The 15,415-nt window shown below is 71.6% G+C and carries 13 protein-coding genes; 6 read left to right on the top strand and 7 right to left on the bottom strand.

Annotated features, from left to right (window positions below):
- The first annotated feature begins 1 nt into the window (after window position 1).
- From AB0389_RS14195 to AB0389_RS14180, 4 genes are read left to right on the top strand one after another with little or no spacing between them, the layout of a single operon-like run.
- Complete coding sequence (locus AB0389_RS14195) at window positions 2-1,030, top strand: 1,4-dihydroxy-2-naphthoyl-CoA synthase (RefSeq protein ID WP_366395655.1); 1,029 nt, start codon at window positions 2-4, stop codon at window positions 1,028-1,030.
- Between the two features lie 11 nt (window positions 1,031-1,041).
- Window positions 1,042-2,256 carry an AMP-binding protein gene (locus AB0389_RS14190; RefSeq protein ID WP_366395654.1) on the top strand — a complete coding sequence of 405 codons (1,215 nt, stop codon included), beginning with the start codon at window positions 1,042-1,044 and terminating at the stop codon, window positions 2,254-2,256.
- 1 nt (window position 2,257) lies between these two features.
- Window positions 2,258-3,334, top strand: a complete 1,077-nt coding sequence (locus AB0389_RS14185) for an alkene reductase (RefSeq protein ID WP_366395653.1) — start codon at window positions 2,258-2,260, stop codon at window positions 3,332-3,334.
- Window positions 3,291-4,532: a chorismate-binding protein gene (locus AB0389_RS14180; RefSeq protein ID WP_366395652.1), complete on the top strand. Its 1,242-nt coding sequence runs from the start codon at window positions 3,291-3,293 to the stop codon at window positions 4,530-4,532. Before AB0389_RS14185 ends, AB0389_RS14180 begins: the two co-directional genes overlap by 44 nt.
- A 142-nt stretch (window positions 4,533-4,674) precedes the next feature.
- On the opposite strand, the gene AB0389_RS14175 is transcribed toward AB0389_RS14180, so the two are convergent.
- On the bottom strand, window positions 4,675-5,424 hold the full coding sequence (locus AB0389_RS14175) for a TetR/AcrR family transcriptional regulator (RefSeq protein WP_366395651.1): 750 nt from the start codon (window positions 5,422-5,424) through the stop codon (window positions 4,675-4,677).
- 123 nt (window positions 5,425-5,547) lie between these two features.
- Between AB0389_RS14175 and AB0389_RS14170 the strand changes: the two genes are divergently transcribed.
- Both AB0389_RS14170 and AB0389_RS14165 read left to right on the top strand, forming a co-directional pair.
- A complete protein-coding gene (locus tag AB0389_RS14170) occupies window positions 5,548-6,612 on the top strand; it encodes a medium chain dehydrogenase/reductase family protein (RefSeq protein WP_366395754.1) in 1,065 nt (354 codons plus the stop codon).
- Between the two features lie 344 nt (window positions 6,613-6,956).
- Window positions 6,957-8,183, top strand: coding sequence for a peptidoglycan DD-metalloendopeptidase family protein (locus AB0389_RS14165; RefSeq protein WP_366395650.1), 1,227 nt, complete (start codon window positions 6,957-6,959; stop codon window positions 8,181-8,183).
- Between the two features lie 93 nt (window positions 8,184-8,276).
- Here AB0389_RS14165 and AB0389_RS14160 read toward each other — a convergent pair whose 3' ends face one another.
- From AB0389_RS14160 to AB0389_RS14135, 6 genes are all read right to left on the bottom strand, one after another.
- Window positions 8,277-9,707 (bottom strand): zinc ribbon domain-containing protein, encoded by a 1,431-nt coding sequence (locus AB0389_RS14160; protein ID WP_366395649.1) that lies wholly within the window; start codon window positions 9,705-9,707, stop codon window positions 8,277-8,279.
- Complete coding sequence (locus tag AB0389_RS14155; protein WP_366395753.1) at window positions 9,704-10,282, bottom strand: phage tail protein; 579 nt, start codon at window positions 10,280-10,282, stop codon at window positions 9,704-9,706. Before AB0389_RS14155 ends, AB0389_RS14160 begins: the two co-directional genes overlap by 4 nt.
- 116 nt (window positions 10,283-10,398) lie before the next feature.
- Window positions 10,399-12,357, bottom strand: a complete 1,959-nt coding sequence (locus AB0389_RS14150) for a putative baseplate assembly protein (RefSeq protein WP_366395648.1) — start codon at window positions 12,355-12,357, stop codon at window positions 10,399-10,401.
- Window positions 12,357-12,800, bottom strand: coding sequence for a GPW/gp25 family protein (locus AB0389_RS14145; protein WP_366395647.1), 444 nt, complete (start codon window positions 12,798-12,800; stop codon window positions 12,357-12,359). Before AB0389_RS14145 ends, AB0389_RS14150 begins: the two co-directional genes overlap by 1 nt.
- Window positions 12,800-14,683 (bottom strand): VgrG-related protein, encoded by a 1,884-nt coding sequence (locus AB0389_RS14140; protein ID WP_366395646.1) that lies wholly within the window; start codon window positions 14,681-14,683, stop codon window positions 12,800-12,802. The genes AB0389_RS14145 and AB0389_RS14140 overlap by 1 nt, the downstream gene beginning before the upstream one ends.
- Window positions 14,683-15,414 carry a LysM peptidoglycan-binding domain-containing protein gene (locus AB0389_RS14135; protein WP_366395645.1) on the bottom strand — a complete coding sequence of 244 codons (732 nt, stop codon included), beginning with the start codon at window positions 15,412-15,414 and terminating at the stop codon, window positions 14,683-14,685. The genes AB0389_RS14140 and AB0389_RS14135 overlap by 1 nt, the downstream gene beginning before the upstream one ends.
- Between the last annotated feature and the right edge of the window lies 1 nt (window position 15,415).

The raw sequence follows: 15,415 nt of genomic DNA, 5'->3' as shown, positions 1-15,415 counted from the left end.
GATGACTGTGACCACCACCACCCACACCACCACGGACCCCACCCCGGCGACCCCGGCGACCCCGACTCCCCCGGCCACCACGGCCACCACGGACACCCCCGTCTCCAACCCGTTCGACCCCGCGTGCTGGCGGACCGTCGAGGGCTTCGAGGATCTGCGGGACACGACGTACCACCGGGGTGTCGAACGCGACGCCGGGGGCGCCGTCGTACGCGACCTCCCCTGGGTACGGATCGCCCTCGACCGTCCGCAGGTGCGCAACGCGTTCCGGCCGGCGACGGTCGACGAGCTGTACCGCACGCTCGACCACGCCCGGATGTCCTCCGACGTCGGCGCCGTCGTCCTGACCGGCAACGGCCCCTCCCCCCGGGACGGCGGCTGGGCGTTCTGCTCCGGCGGCGACCAGCGCGTCCGGGGGCGCGACGGCTACCGCTACGCCGACGGCGAGACCGCGCGGGACATCGACCCGGCGCGCGCGGGGCGGCTGCACATCCTGGAGGTGCAGCGCCTGATCCGCACCATGCCCAAGGTCGTCATCGCCGCCGTGTCGGGGTGGGCGGCCGGCGGCGGGCACTCCCTGCACGTCGTCTGTGATCTCACCATCGCCTCCCGCGAGTTCGGCAGGTTCAAGCAGACGGACGCCACCGTGGGTTCGTTCGACGCCGGCTACGGTTCCGCGCTGCTGGCCCGTCAGGTGGGCCAGAAGTTCGCCCGCGAGATCTTCTTCCTGGCCCGCGAGATCGACGCCGAGCGGATGCGCGAGATGGGCGCGGTCAACGAGGTCGTCCCCCACGCGGAGCTGGAGCGTACGGCGATCGGGTACTGCCGCGACATCACGGCCCAGTCCCCCCAGGCGATCCGGATGCTGAAGTTCGCCTTCAACCTCCCCGACGACGGGATGGTCGGCCAGCAGGTCTTCGCCGGGGAGGCGACCCGCCTCGCCTATATGACGGACGAGGCCGTCGAAGGACGCAACGCGTTCCTGGAGAAGCGCGCACCCGACTGGTCCGGCCACCCCTACTTCTTCTGACGGAGCGCGCTGTGTCGACCGTCCCCCTGCACGCTGTCGTACTGCCCGACGATCCCGCCGACCCCACCGATCCCACCGCTCCCGCCCGGGCCGTCGGCATCCTCATGCGCGCCATCGAGCGGATGCACTCGGGCGGGCCGCCCATCACCCCGGTCACCGGCGCCGCGGCCCGTGACCTCCCCGGGGCCGTTCCTGACGGCACCGGAGCGGTGCTGTCGACGTCGGGCTCGACCGGCGCCGCGAAGCGGACGGCCCTGCCGCGGAGCGCGCTCCTGGCGTCCTGCGCGGCGTCGCTGCGCCGGCTCGGCGGCCCCGGCGACTGGCTGCTGTGTCTCCCGGTCGGATTCGTGGCGGGGTTCCAGGTCGTCTCCCGCGCCGTCGTCGGCGGGAACCGGGTCACCACGCTCGACGGCGGACGGTTCGACGCGCCGGCCTTCGTGGCCGCCACCCGCCGGATGGGGCCGGGCAGACGCTACACCGCGCTCGTCCCCACGCAGATCAAGCGGCTGCTCGCGGATCCCGGCGGCAGGGCGGCCCTGTCCGGCTTCGACCGGGTCATGGTGGGCGGGGCGCCGCTGGACGGCGACACCGCGGCGCGGCTCGGCGCCGTCACGGACTTCGTCGCGACGTACGGCATGACGGAGACCGGCGGCGGCTGCGTCTACGACGGAGTCCCCCTCGACGGGGTGCGGGTACGGATCGTGGACGAGATCGTGCACATCGGCGGGGACACCGTGGCGAGTACGTATCTCGGCGCCGCCGAGGAGGAGTTGAGCAGGTTCTCCACCGAGGGTGGCCTGCGCTGGTACCGGACCTCCGACCGCGGCCGGTGGGACGACGGCCACCGGCTGGTCCCGCTCGGCCGGACCGACGATCTCATCAACACCGGCGGGTTCAAGGTCTCCGCGGGCGCGGTCGAGCAGGCCCTGCTCGGTGTCGACGGGGTCGACAGCGCCGTGGTCATGGGGCTGCCCGACCACGAGTGGGGCGAGCTGGTCGGCGCCCATGTCGTCCTCCGGGCGGGTACGGCACCGCCGGACACCGGTGCCCTCAGGGACCGGGTGCGTCTGCGTCTGGGCAGGGCCGCGATGCCCAAACGGATCGTCTTCCACGAGGACGTCCCCCTGCTGCCGAACGCCAAGATCGACCGTTCCGCGGTACGGGCGCGGCTGAGCGCCGCCCCGTCCGTCCACACCTACGCCCCCCTCCACGGCAGGGAAGGATGACATGTCGGAAGACCTGTTCTCACCGGTGACCTTCGGCGACATCGCCGCCGGCAGCCGCATCGTCATGTGTCCGATGACACGGCGCCGGGCGGACCCCGACGGAACGCCCAACGACCTGATGCGGCGGTACTACCGGCAGCGCGCCTCGGCCGGTCTGATCGTGACGGAGAGCACGAACCCCTCGCTCATCGGCAAGGGGTACGCCGGCAGCCCCCATCTGATCGACCACCGCGATCTGGCGGGCTGGGCCCGGGTCACGGAGGCGGTCCACGGCCGGGGCGGGCGTATCGTCCTGCAGCTCATGCACTCCGGCAGTACGGCCCAGCCCCGGGTCAACGGCGGCAAGGCCCCGCTGGCCCCCTCGGCGGTCACCCCGCGCGACGCGAACGCGCCCATTCCGCGCGCGATGACCGACGGCGAACTCGACGCCACGATCGAGGATTTCGCGCGCGCCGCCGCCATGGCGATGGAGGCGGGCTTCGACGGTGTGGAGGTCCACGGCGGCAACGGCTATCTCCTGCACCAGTTCCTCGGCTCGGGGACCAACCTCCGTCACGACGCCCATGGCGGACCGGCCGGGAACCGGTGCCGGTTCCCCGTCCGCGTCGTCGAGGCCGTCTCGGCGGCGGTCGGCCACGGCCGGGTGGGGCTCCGGCTGTCGCCCGGATTCTCCGCGAACCGCACCGCGGAGGGCGACGAGTTCGCTGTGTACACCACGCTGCTGTCCCACCCCTCGGTCCAGCGCCTCGCCTATGTCCACACCACATCGAGGAGCGCCCCGGAGGTGCTCGACTGGATCCGTACGCACCGGACGGGCGGCTGGATCCACAACCTGGGCACGGACCTGGAGTGGTCCGCCGAGGAACTCGTCAGCAGGATCGGGGCCCGGCTCGGCGCGGGACCGTCCGCCGTGTCCCTGGGCCGCCTCTTCATCTCCAATCCGGACCTGCCCGAACGGCTGCGGCGCCGAGCGCCCCTGGCCGTTCCGGACTTCACGCACTTCTACGAGGGCGAGAGCGAGGGATACACCGACTATGAACGGTGGACAGATACGAACAAGCAGCCGATCCATAGCTGACCCGCACCTCTGGAACGGGCCCGCCGCGGAGCACCCGGCCACCGCTCCCGCCCGGTTCCTGCTGCACGGCCCGAACAGCTCCGTCGGGCTCAACGGCCCGCTGACCCGGTTCACGGACCTGGCCGAGGCGGAGGCCGCCGTACGGAAGGGCACCCACGGGCATCTCGTCGCGGGCGCGGTGCCGTTCGACCACGGGTCCGGGACGTCGTCGTTCTTCCTGGGGCAGCGCGGTACGGGCCGGCCGGTCCTCGCCGAGCGCGGCGCCGGGGGTGGCGCCGGGGGTGGCGCCGGGGGTGGGCACTTCCTCCCCGACGTCCGGTTCAACGACGCCGAGACAGCCGACTACATCCGGCTGGTCGAGCGCGTGCTGCCGATGCTCCGCTCGCCGGAGAGCACCCTGGAGAAGATCGTCGTGGCCCGGACCGAACGGTTCTTCCCCACCGAACCCGTCGACCCGACGCGCCTGTTCCGGCTGATCGCCGACATGTACCCGGGGGTGCACAGCTACCTCGTCGAACACCTGGCGACCCCAGGCGTCTACACCCTGGGGGCGAGCCCGGAACTCTTCCTCAGGAAGACCGGCGATGTCGTCACGATGACACCGCTGGCCGGCACCGTCCCGCGCGACCCGTCGCTCCCCGCCGGGCGGGACGAGGAACGGGCGCGTGCCGAACTCTTCACCGACAAGTATCTGGCCGAACACCGCCACCTGGTCACGTTCATGCTGAAGGGCCTGGCCCCCTTCTGCACCGCGCTGGACCACCCCGACGAACCCGAACTCCTGGGCGTCCCCAGCGTATGGCACCTGGGAACACCCATCCGCGGCCGGCTGGTCGACCCCGGCGTACGCGTCACCGATCTCGTCTCCGCACTGCACCCGTCCCCGGCGGTGTGCGGAGTCCCCCAGGCCGAATCGCTCCACCTGATCACGGCGAACGAATCGACGCGCGGTTACTACGGCGGGCTGGTCGGCTGGGTCGACAGCAGGGGCGACTGCGAGTTCTACATGGCGCTGCGCGGCCTCGACCTCGACTCACGGGGGCACGGCAGCCTGAGCCTGCGGGCCGGAGGCGGTGTCGTGGCCGGCAGCCGCCTGGACATCGAATTCGCCGAGACCGCGGCGAAGCTCGCGACCATGCGCCGCGCCCTCGGCGTGGAGCCGTCCCCCCGCGCCCGCGCACAGGCAGACGGCACCTGATACCACGGGCCCGGTCGGCGGCTGCCGCTCCGATCATCCGGATCATCCGGATCGGGCGGCCGGGTCGCCGACCGGCACCCCCTGGCCTCCCGCGCGCGGAGGTCGTCGGCCGAGCGGACAGGCCGGCCGGCCGCACGCCCGGTCAGGCGTTGGCCGGGCGCAGGGACTGGAGGGCGCCGTCGATCTCCAGGTCGATCAACCGTCGCGCCTCCAGGGGCTGGTGGTCGAACATGCCGGTGAGTTCGAGGCTCACGATCCCGTGGACGCGTGACCAGATCAGGATGGCGGCGCGGGCCACGGGCGGTGTGATGTCCGGGCGCCGCTGGGAGCGGGCCCATTGGCGCAGTTGCCCGTCCAGTGTGCGGTCACCACTGGTGGTGTGGGCCCGCGCGGTGTCCTGGGCGGTGTCCTGGGCGGCTGTCAGCAGGTCGATGAGCAGCGCCATCGCCTCGTCCAGCGGGGTCCCGCCGGCGGTGCCGTCGGCCCGGTCCTCGGCTCGGTCCTCGGCCCGGTCCTCGGGCAGTTCGCCCGCGCGCTCGCCGAACAGCATTCCGTAGCGCCGCCGGTACCGCAGGGCCCATTCGCGGTACGCGGTGACCAGCAGACGTACCCGCGTGCCCGGCGCGCGCCTGCCGCCCTCCGCGGCCTGGCCCATCGCCTCCGCCAGCTGCTGGTACGAGAGCGTCACCAGGTGCGCGACCAGCGCGTCGCGCGACGGGAAGTAGCGGTAGACCGCCGGCGCGGACATCCCCATGTGCCGGGCCAGCGCCGCGATGGACAGGGCGTGAACGCCGTCCGCGTCGATGATCGCGAAGGACGCGTCCACGATCTCCTGGAGCGTCTGGGCCCGCAGCCGCTCGCGCCTGCCGATGACCCGCGGTTCGTCAGTCATCGTCACATCGTAACGAACCATAACGCGATCAGTTGACGCTCCATGATGGGCTGGTGCATAGTTACGGTCATTAACCGAGTGACGAACAGTCGCAGAGCTTACGAGGAGTCCGCCATGTCCGAGATGAACGCAGCCACCGGGACCACCGTGACCGCCACCGAGGTGGTACTGCCGGGCAAGGTCGCGCCGTCCGGCCTGCGGCTGGCCGAGCGCACACTGCCGGCGCCCGCCGCCGGCCAGGCCCTGGTGCGCGTCGAGTCGACCGCCGTCTCCTTCGCCGAGAGCGCGATGCGCCGGGGCCGCTACTACGGCCAGCCCGCGTTCCCGTTCGTCCCCGGCTACGACCTCGTCGGTACGGTCGAGGCCGTCGGCGCCGGTGTGGACCGCGCGCTCGTCGGCCGCCGGGTGGCCGCGCTGACCAAGACCGGCGCCTGGACCACCGCCGCCCTGCTGACCGCCGCCGACCTGGTGGAGGTGCCGGACGGGATCGGCGCCGACGAGGCGGAGACGGTGATCGTCAACGGGCTGACCGCGTATCAGATGCTGCACCGCAGCGCGGGGGTACGGGAAGGACAGACGGTCCTCATCACGGGCGTCAGCGGCGGCGTGGGCTCGATCCTGGCCCAGCTCGCCCGGCACGCCGGCGCCCGGGTGCTCGGCACCGCCCACCCGCGCCACCACGAGGCGCTGCGCGCGCTGGGCGTGGAGCCTGTCGACTACCGGGATCCCGAGCTGGCCGCTCGCATACGGGAGTTGGCCCCCGACGGGGTGGACGCCGTGTTCGACCACCTCGGCGGCGCGAGCGTCAGCCTCTCGTACCGGCTGCTCAACCGCACCGGCACACTGGTCTCGTACAGCATCGCCGCGGCGCTCGACGACACCCGGCCCATCCTGCTCGACTTCATGCCGCTGCTGGCCAAGCTGGCGTTCTGGAACTACCTGCCCACCGCCAGGCGCGCGAGCTTCTACGACGTCTGGTCGGGCTTCGGCAAGCCGGGCTCGGCCAAGCGCGAGGCGTTCCGGGCCCGGATGCGCACCGACCTCGCCCAGGTCTTCGGCCTGCTGAGCGACGGTGTGGTCACCGCGAAGATCGCCGCCCGCTTCCCGCTGAGCGAGGCCGCCGCGGCGATGGAGCTGTCGGAGTCCGCCGGCCGCACCAACCTCGGCAAGATCATCCTCGCGCCCTGACGCCTCCGGCCCGCCGCCCTCACCGCCGCCGCCCTCGCCATCGTCACCCTCGCCATCGTCACCGGACTCTCCCGGCCGTCCCTCGGGCTCCCCCGGTGGCTCGGGACGGCCAGTATCGCCCTCGGCGCCGTCGGACTGCTCAACATCCCGCTCACCTACGGATGGGTTCCCACGGGGCTGGCCGAGCGCATCTCCCTCTACAGTTACCTGATTTGGGCCCTGCTCACCGGTCTCGCGCTCATCCGGTCCGCCGCCGCGGAGGCCAACGATCAGTAGTGGCATAGTGAGACCCGCCACGGTGGTCGAGTAGGGGGAGTGTCGAGCCTGTGAGGATCCCTGGCTGGATGGTGCCCGTCATCGTCGTGGTCGTGCTCACACCGATATCGATCGGGGTCGGAGCCGTCATGCTCGGGACCTTCGACGACAGCGAGGCGGCCGACGGAAACGCCGCCGCACCGATCGGCACCGAGCTGAAGCCGGGCGACGTGGGTGTGCCCGTCATATACGCGAAGCTCATACGCGACGCCGCGGCCGACTGCGACGAGAAGTCGCTCACCGCGCCTGTGCTGGCAGCGCAGTTGAAGCGGGCGAGCAACTTCAGCGCAAGGGCCCGGTCCGTCGCCTTGGACGAATCGGGCGGGTCGGGCGGGTCGGAGGATGCCGGGGAGTCGCTCACGGACCCCCGGACCGACGACGAGAAGGCAGCGGACGAGGAGACGGGCGAAGAGAGTCCGCCGTCCGCCGAAAGCCCGTCCGACGAAAGCCCCTCCGCCGAGAGCCCGTCCGACGGTGAGCTGCCCGACGAGACGCTGACCGAACGGCCCGTCACCCGAGGCATCGCGCAGTTCTCCGACGCCGACTGGGCGGTCGACGGGATCGACGGCAACAAGGACGGCGTCAAGGACATCCTGGACCCGGCGGACGCCATACCCTCCCTGGGCAGGAAGATGTGCACGCTCCTGGAGACCGCGAAGGAGCATCCCGGCTACCGCGGCACCCCCCTGGAACTGGCCCTGGCCGGCTGGCACGCGGGCTGGAAGACCGTCGAGAAGTACGGCGGCGTACCGCGCGCGACCGGGGCCGACGAGGAGACGTACCAGTACGTCAAGGCCGTGATGAAGTCCTACCCCCAGATGGTCGTGCCGGCCGGCGGCGCCGTGGTGTCCGGGGGCTGGACCCTGCCCGTCCAGGGACCGGCCGGGACCCCGTACCACCAGCGTGGCTCGTCCTGGTCCACCGGCCTGCACACCGGCGTCGACTTCGTGGTCCCGACCGGAACGGCCGTCAAGGCCATCGGCCCCGGCGAGGTCGTGACGGCCGGGGCAGGCGGCGACTACGGCAATCAGGTCGTCATCCGCCACGAGGACGGTACGTACAGCCAGTACGCCCATCTCTCCCAGGTGAAGGCCGTCGTCGGCCAGAGCGTCCTGGGCGGCACACTCATCGGCTGGTCCGGCGCGACCGGCAATGTCACCGGGCCGCATCTGCACTTCGAGGTACGCACCGGGCCCGCGTTCGGCTCCGACATCTCCCCGATCCCGTATCTGCGCGCCAAGGGGCTCATCAGCTGAGGACCGGCGGGGGACGTACCCACAACGCAGCCGCCTCCCCAACAAGCCCTCCGGTGAGGTCTGTTGGGGAGGCGGGCCGGGTGTCTCCGGGTACTACGTGCCGCTGGTCGTGGCGCGGGTGAAGAACTCGATCTCGGCTATCGAGACCTGCTTGTCCTCGCCCACGTTGAACGCCGAACGGATCACGAACCGGACGCTGATGACGTTCGCCGCCCGGAACTTCCGCCGCTGGGGACCGCTCACCTGGTCGAGCTTGATGTGGCGCGTGGCCTTCTTGCCGTCGGACGTGGTGACGATCGCGTCCATACGGTGCGGCAGCGCGGCCTCGGAGAGGTCGGGCGCCTTGGTGGAGATGCCGGACGTGATGAGGATGTCCAGCAGCCGGACGGGCTCCTCGAAGCGCGCCTCGACCCACTCGCCCTCGGCGTTGCCCGAGATACCGGGGCCCCACCAGCTGTTGTTGACCTTGTCGAAGAGCAGCTTCGGCGGGTGGTTGCCGAAGGAGCGGGACGCCGCGTAGGTATCCGGGCTGACCTGGGCCCGCTTCGCGAAGTGGTCGCGCGCCGCGTTCCACGCCGTACCCACGTTGAACGCCGCGTAGATCACCAGTACGAGCGCGAGGCCGTACGCGATCCAGGTGAAGATACGGCCGATCCCCCGGCGCAGCCTCGGGCGGTCGCCCGCCCACGGCACCGGTCCATCGCCGAAGTGCCACAGCCGGCGCCACCACGGGAGCCGGGCCTCGGGAACGCCGGGGCGGTCCGCGAGGGACATGCCGCAGCGCCGGCAGAAGTGCCGGTCGGGGCGGTTGCCGACCTGGCACCAGGGGCACGGCGGGCCGGTCTCGTCGGCCGGTTCGACGGGGGCCTGGACGCGGGGGCGGGCCGCGGCGGGCATGCCGGGCAGGACCGGGGCGACGTCCGGTGCCGGTGGTGCGGCGGCGCGCTGGTCGGCGACCGGTACGAGCAGCGCCCTGGCCCGCGCGCTCGCGTCCGCGTCCGAGGACGCGGCCGGAGGCGTCGGCGTGTGCGCGGGCGTGTGCGCGGGCGTGTGCGCGGCCGGGGACACGGGCGCGGGCGCGGCGGGAGGAGCTGCCGCAGCGGCGGCCGAGGAAGCAGCCGCCGCGTCGGCGACGGTGACCGGCGGGAACGAGGGGAGAGTGTCGGCCTCTTCGAGCTCCGGCTCCGGCTCGGGCTCGGGCGAATCGGCGCGTACGGGCTCGCGCACCGGCTCGCGCACCGGCTCGCGTACGGGCTCGTGTGCCGGTTCGCGCGCGGGCTCGCGCACCGGATCCGCGCTCCCGGCATCCCCGTCCGCCTGTGCCGGCGTACTCGCACCCCGTTCCCGCGTGTCCGGGGTGTCCGGGGTGTCCGGGGTCCAGCTCAGTACCGCGCCGCAGCCGTCGCAGAAGGACTGCCCCGGGGTCGGCCGCGTACCGCACTCGGCGCAGTGACGCGCCTTGTTCCCCCCGCCACCGGCCGCGGAGGCGGGTGGTGTGGAGGGGGAAGCCTGCTGACTGGTCACCTGTCGGAAGTCCTTTCGGCTACGGTCACCTGGACCGTGTAAGGCATATGGGCGGGGCGAGCTGCCGCTACGAGGCGATCCAGCCGGTGTTCGGCGGCGGGGCCCGGATCCGGCAGCCGTACGGTGACGTGCAGGCGCGGGCGGCCCTCGCCGGGGACCGGGCCCAGGGGCCTGGCGTCCCAGGTGGCCGCGCCGCTCTCGGTGATCTCCGGCTCCACACCGAAGGCGAGCCGTACCGCCTCGGACAGTCCGTGCCGGGTGCCGCGGATGCGGTGCAGCCGTACGGCGGCGGTCACCGCGGCGCGCAGCGCGACCGTCGCCTCGGTGTCCTGGTGGTGGCCGGTGCCCGGTGTGGTGGGCAGGTTCTTGCTGAGGTCGGGGCCGGCGGGATCGGGCCCCTCGGTCTCCGCGCCCACCCAGTCGCCGAGCCAGCGGGTGAAGTCCGCGGGCGCGAGCGACGGCGTGAAGTAGGCGTCCAGGCAGTCGAGCACGTTGTGGAGCGGCGCGAGGACCTCGTCGAGACCCGCGACGAAGCGCTGGGCGAGGTCGTCGTCGGCGAACACCGCCGGAAGCATCACGCCCAGCGGGGCCGAGGAGCCGAGTCCGTCGATGGAGCCGCGCGCGCTCCGGCTCGCGCTCCCGTCCGCGCCCGCGCTCCCGCCGGCTCCCGCGCGCCCTTCGGCGCTCGTACTCATGACGCGTCCCCGATCACCCGGACACGGTGGTCGAACGAGAAGACCAGCGCGGGGGGCTGGAGATCGATCCGCTCCGTGGGGTCGCCGCGCTTGCCGCTGAGCGGGTCGGCGGGGTGCAGCAGCACCTCGTCCACCAGCTCGACGCCGGGCACCCGTTGCAGTACGGCGAAGACCTCGCCGGCCTGCACCGGGCGGCCGAAGGGCCAGCCCGTGCCGTGCGCTCCCCCGGTCAGCGGGTCGAGATGGCGGTACAGGGCGTCGTGCGCCTGCCGCCTGACCCGGTCGGTGTCGGTGCCGCGGAAGGCGTGCACGGTCGCGACGACCGTCACACCCTGGTAGAACGGCGGCCCTACGGCCAACCGGGTCCCGATCAGGCGCCGTTCGTCGAGGAACCGGGTGATACGGCCCAACAGGGCGTCGCCCGGGACGAGTTGCTCGAAGCGCAGCCGCCCGCCCGGGTCGGAGACGGCCTGCGGGACGACCAGCACCCGTACACCGTGCGCGCCGTGCTCGTCCGGCTCGGCCTCAAGGCAGGTGATCCGCGCGGTCTCGGGCGCCGCGCGCCGCGCGAGCTCCTCGTAGTCCCGCAGGGTGACGGCACGGTCCTGCGCGCTCAGCGCGATGGGCGCCCTGCGCTTCGCCTCCTCGACGGTCTCGCCGTCGACCCCGCCGCGCGCGGCCTCACGGTTGACGACATCGGAGACGTACGGGATGGAGTCGCGCAGCACCTGGATGGCGCCCCGGGCGACATTGCCCGCCTTTCCGCCGCCCGTACGGTAGCGGCGGGCCCGGATGGGCGCGCCCTTGGGCGGTACGGCACCGTACTGGCGCAGGGTGCCGTCCGGTTCGCGTACGGACGGGCCGAAGGCGATCTCGCCGGTGGCCGCGTCCAGGGTGATGTGGCGGTCGGTGGGGCCGGAGCCCGCGAAGTGGCCGACGGTCGCCCAGTCGATCCAGCCGTCGCGCTCGGCGACCTGGAGGAGCAGCGGCTCGGGGCCGCCGACGACGGGGCTGTTGGCCAGCCGCAGCCGGTGCCCGGGCAGCCCGGTGGACTCCCCCAGCGCCTCGTCCCGCACGGTCTCGGCGTGCACCACGCCGGTGGTGCCACCGATGCTGAACGCCTCGGCGGAGCGGATGGTGGGCGAGGTGGTGTAGAACGGCTGGTCCTGGGCCGGCTCGGTGACCACACAGCGCAGCCAGCCCGCCTCGCGCCGCCCGGCGCGGGAGAGCGCGTGGCCGGCGGGGACGTGCAGCACGACCTCGCCGGGGCGGTTGAGGCCGCCGGTGGTGTCCCGTTCGACCTCGCAGCCGACCCAGCCGTCGGGCGTCCACGCCTCCCAGGTCAGCGGCGGCTGCCTGGGGTCGACACCGACACCGTCCACCTGACTGTCCAGCTCCAGGACGACCACACACTCCGGTACGGCGGCGCTGAGCCCGAACAGCATGCGGTCGCCGGGGCGCGGTGCCTCGGTGAAGCAGTGCACGTCCTTGGACTCGGCGAGGTCCGAGGTGCGGTCGACCGCCTCCTCGGCGGCCCGATGGACCACGAGATTCGTCAACTCGCACGGTATGACGGTGAGTTCACGCTCAGTGGCGAAGACCACCGCGTCCTCGGTCTGGGTACGGGCGGTGGCGACCTCGGTGCCCGTCGCCAGCACCACGGGCTGCTCCTGCGGCGCCGAGAGCCAGAACGTGACGTCGGCGCGCGCGGCGGAGGGCGGGAAGAGTGTGATCCCGATGAGGTCCAGGAACGCGAGGTGGTTCTTCTCGGGCACCCGGTTGAGCCGGTACACGATCTGGTCGGCCATGTGGGCGACCGTCTCGACGAGGGTCACACCCGGGTCGGAGACGTTGTGATCGGTCCATTCGGGGGCGCGCTGCTGGATATAACGCTTGGCGTCGTCGACGAACTGCTGGAAGCGCCGGTCGTCGAGGTTCGGGGAGGGGAGGGCCATCAGCGGTCGCTTCCAAAGTGCTCGTCGGACGTGCCGGACCCCTCGGGTCCGTCGTGGGAGGGGATCACGTAGAACGGGAAGACCAGGCTGCGCGGGTTGTTGGTGCCCCTGATCGAGTAGCGGACGTCGATGAAGAGGACGCCCTGTTCCGCGCCGGCGGACACCACCACCTCGTCCACCTCGATGCGCGGTTCCCAGCGGTCCAGGCAGCTGTGCACCTCGTGCTGGATACGGCCCGCGGTGGCCTCGTTGACGGGGGCGAAGACCATGTCGTGGATGGCGCAGCCGAATTCGGGGCGCATCGGGCGCTCACCGGGTGCGGTGGACAGGACGAGCCTGATGGCCTCCTCGACCTCGCGGTCCCCGCTGACCATGGCGATCCCGCCGGTGGGGCTGATGCGCAGTGGAAAGGCCCATCCGGAGCCAACGAATTGTTCCGCCATCAGATTACCAACTTACCGTTGGAGGTCAGGGCGCCGATGGACTTGACGTTGACCGCCTGCAGGCCGATGTTGATGGCCGCGGTCATCTGGAGGGAGACCCCCGCGGTGAGCGACATGGCCGCGCCGGCCATCATGCTGAGCGCCCCGCCGGAGGTCACGGAGGTGAGGCCGCCCGTCTTCACGGAGAGCGCGCTGGCCGCGTTGATGTTCATCGGTCCGCCGCTGCCGATCGTCAGGGTGCCCCCCGCGTACAGCGAGAGATTGCCGCCAGCGCGGATGGCCACGGCCTCGGTCCCCCGGATGGACACCTTGCCCTTGCTGTCGACGACGATCTCGGTCTTCGTCCGGTCCAGATTGATGGTGAGCCGGTTGTCGCCGGTGGACAGCCGCACCCCGCGCTTCCGGCCGACGCTCTGGTCGAGCAGGTCGATACGGTTGTTGCTGCGGTCGGACAGGGTGCGCCGGGTGACCTTGCCGCGGGTTCCCTCGTACACCGGCACATCGTTGCGGTCCGGCTTGTCGACGCCGTTGTAGAGGCCGCCGATGACGTACGGGTGGTCCAGGGCGCCCCGGTCGAACGCCACCAGCACCTCGTCCTGCACGTCCGGGGAGATCATGCTGCCGCCCTTGGCCCCGCCGAACTGGACGGTACGGGTCCAGTCGCTGACGTACGTGTCGTCCAGCCACGGGAACTTCAGCTTGACCCTGCCCTGCTTCAGCGGGTCCTTGATGTCGGTGACCAGGGCGTTGGCGACGCTCGGCATCCTCGCCGCGCCCGCGCCGGCGCCGCCGGAGGTGAGCCCGTACAGCGAACGCCACTGACGCCCGCTGACGTTCAGGAACGTCTGGTAGTGCTCCTGGTCGCCGAAGGTGTGACGAGCGGCCGTGATCGTGTACTTGCCCTGGAACGGCTTGCCCACCTCCTTGAGGGTGACGGCGATCCCGGGACGCAGCTCGGTGTTGCCGCGCGCCGTGACCTCCACCTCGGCGAAGGAGGCGGTCACATCGTCCGCCAGGGCGTCGGCCGCGTGCTTGACCTCGTCCAGCTTGTCGTACGGCGTCTCGGTCTCGACGAGTTCGGCCTTGCCGAACATGGCGGACACCTCGGCCGGCGTCGTACCGATGGCGAAGCCCGAGTTGTCCAGGGCGGGCGCCTTGGAGACGAGGGGCTGCTTGGTGGTGACGTTCCAGCCGCGCGCCTCGACGGCGGTGACCTGGTCGGCCGAGGTGACGGCCGCGCGGCAGCGCGTGATCTCCTCGCCGCCCTTCAGGATGAGCGCGCTCTTCTCGCTCGGCATGCTCTCCGGGGGCGCCAGGGCCGCCCGCTGCCGCTTGACGAACTGGAATTTGCCCAACGAGTTGATGGACATCACCATCTCGTTCTCGTCCGCGAGCCGCTGGACGAAGTCCCAGTCGGTGACATTGGCCTGGCTGATGAAGTCGTACTGCCCCTTGGTCCGTTGGGTCTTGCCCACCGGAATGCCGCTCTTGCGGGCCAGTTCGACGGCGATCTCGGTGGCCGTCTTGTTCTTGTACGCCGCGACCCTGCGCTGCCGGAGCATCCGGTGGCCCTTGTCGTAGCCACGGATGACGGTGAACGTACCGGTGCGGTCGTAGTCGGTCTCCAGCGCGGTGACCTCACCGGTGATCAGCGGCGTGCCCTTGCCGTCCGAGAGGGGTGCGATGACCACGGGCACGCCGATCTTGACGTTCAGCTTGGCGAGGATGTCCCTCTTCTCGTCACGGAAGGTGAGCTGGAACGCGCCGGGCACCCCCGCGCCGAAGTCGACCCAGCCCCCCACCAGCTTCTTGTCCTCCGGCGACTTGAGCTTCATGCCGGCGATCTTCACCGTGAGGATGTTGGAGAAACCGATGTCGGACATCAGGCGCCGACCTCTTCGGCGGCGGGAAGCATGAGTTCCATGCCGGGCGTCAGCACTTTCGGGTCGTCGATGTCGTTGGCCTCGGCGATCGTGCGCCACACGGTGGCGTCCCCGTACTCGCGCCAGGCGAGGAACTGGAGCGAGTCGCCCGCCACGACCCGGTGCACCCGGCTGGAGGTGAGCGCGCCGGAGGTGGGGTTCTGGCCGTGCACACTGCCCGGGATCTCGTGCAGGGTCACCTGGCAGGTGGCGCGGATCGGCATCCCGTTGGTGTTGAAGAGGGTGTACGAGGCTTCCACGGAACTGACGTACGCGTTGAAGCGTGCCGTGGAGAAGGCGCCCCACTCGAAGACCACCCACGGGGTCGAGGGCTGGTTCGCCGCGAGGCTGGCGGTGGTCGTCTCGCAGCAGGCGAAGAGGGATTCCACGTTCTTGCGCACATCGTTGCTGTCCGGGTCGTCGGAGCGGTCGAGGAAGATCTCCACCGACATCTCCCGGGGCTCGGGCCCCATGAACTCCGGGACGGCACCGTCGCGCACCGCGGCGGTGGGTGTGGTCTTCCACTGAGCCCTGCGGGTCAGCGACATCTGGGACGGGTTGAAGTCGAAGTTGAACGTCTTCATCAGCGCACCCGGGGAGGTGCTGCTGCCGATCGGCGGCTGATAGATGGCGAGCGTCGCCTTCACCAGGCTGTCGCCCACGCCGAAGCCGCCGAAGCTGCTGATACTCATC

It is taken from the genome of Streptomyces sp. NPDC093109, assembly GCF_040701725.1.
Classification (GTDB): Bacteria; Actinomycetota; Actinomycetes; order Streptomycetales; family Streptomycetaceae; genus Streptomyces.
This window is presented reverse-complemented; position numbering and strand designations above follow the sequence as displayed.

Bases quoted from the DNA above. Each gene is read 5' to 3' on its own strand.
- AB0389_RS14195 (WP_366395655.1), top strand. From the start codon at position 2: ATGACTGTGACCACCACCACCCACACCACCACGGACCCCACCCCGGCG.
- AB0389_RS14185 (WP_366395653.1), top strand. From the start codon at position 2,258: ATGTCGGAAGACCTGTTCTCACCGGTGACCTTCGGCGACATCGCCGCC.
- AB0389_RS14180 (WP_366395652.1), top strand. From the start codon at position 3,291: ATGAACGGTGGACAGATACGAACAAGCAGCCGATCCATAGCTGACCCG.
- AB0389_RS14175 (WP_366395651.1), bottom strand. From the start codon at position 5,424: ATGACTGACGAACCGCGGGTCATCGGCAGGCGCGAGCGGCTGCGGGCC.
- AB0389_RS14170 (WP_366395754.1), top strand. From the start codon at position 5,548: ATGAACGCAGCCACCGGGACCACCGTGACCGCCACCGAGGTGGTACTG.
- AB0389_RS14165 (WP_366395650.1), top strand. From the start codon at position 6,957: ATGGTGCCCGTCATCGTCGTGGTCGTGCTCACACCGATATCGATCGGG.
- AB0389_RS14155 (WP_366395753.1), bottom strand. From the start codon at position 10,282: ATGCTTCCGGCGGTGTTCGCCGACGACGACCTCGCCCAGCGCTTCGTC.
- AB0389_RS14150 (WP_366395648.1), bottom strand. From the start codon at position 12,357: ATGGCCCTCCCCTCCCCGAACCTCGACGACCGGCGCTTCCAGCAGTTC.
- AB0389_RS14145 (WP_366395647.1), bottom strand. From the start codon at position 12,800: ATGGCGGAACAATTCGTTGGCTCCGGATGGGCCTTTCCACTGCGCATC.
- AB0389_RS14140 (WP_366395646.1), bottom strand. From the start codon at position 14,683: ATGTCCGACATCGGTTTCTCCAACATCCTCACGGTGAAGATCGCCGGC.
- AB0389_RS14135 (WP_366395645.1), bottom strand. From the start codon at position 15,414: ATGAGTATCAGCAGCTTCGGCGGCTTCGGCGTGGGCGACAGCCTGGTG.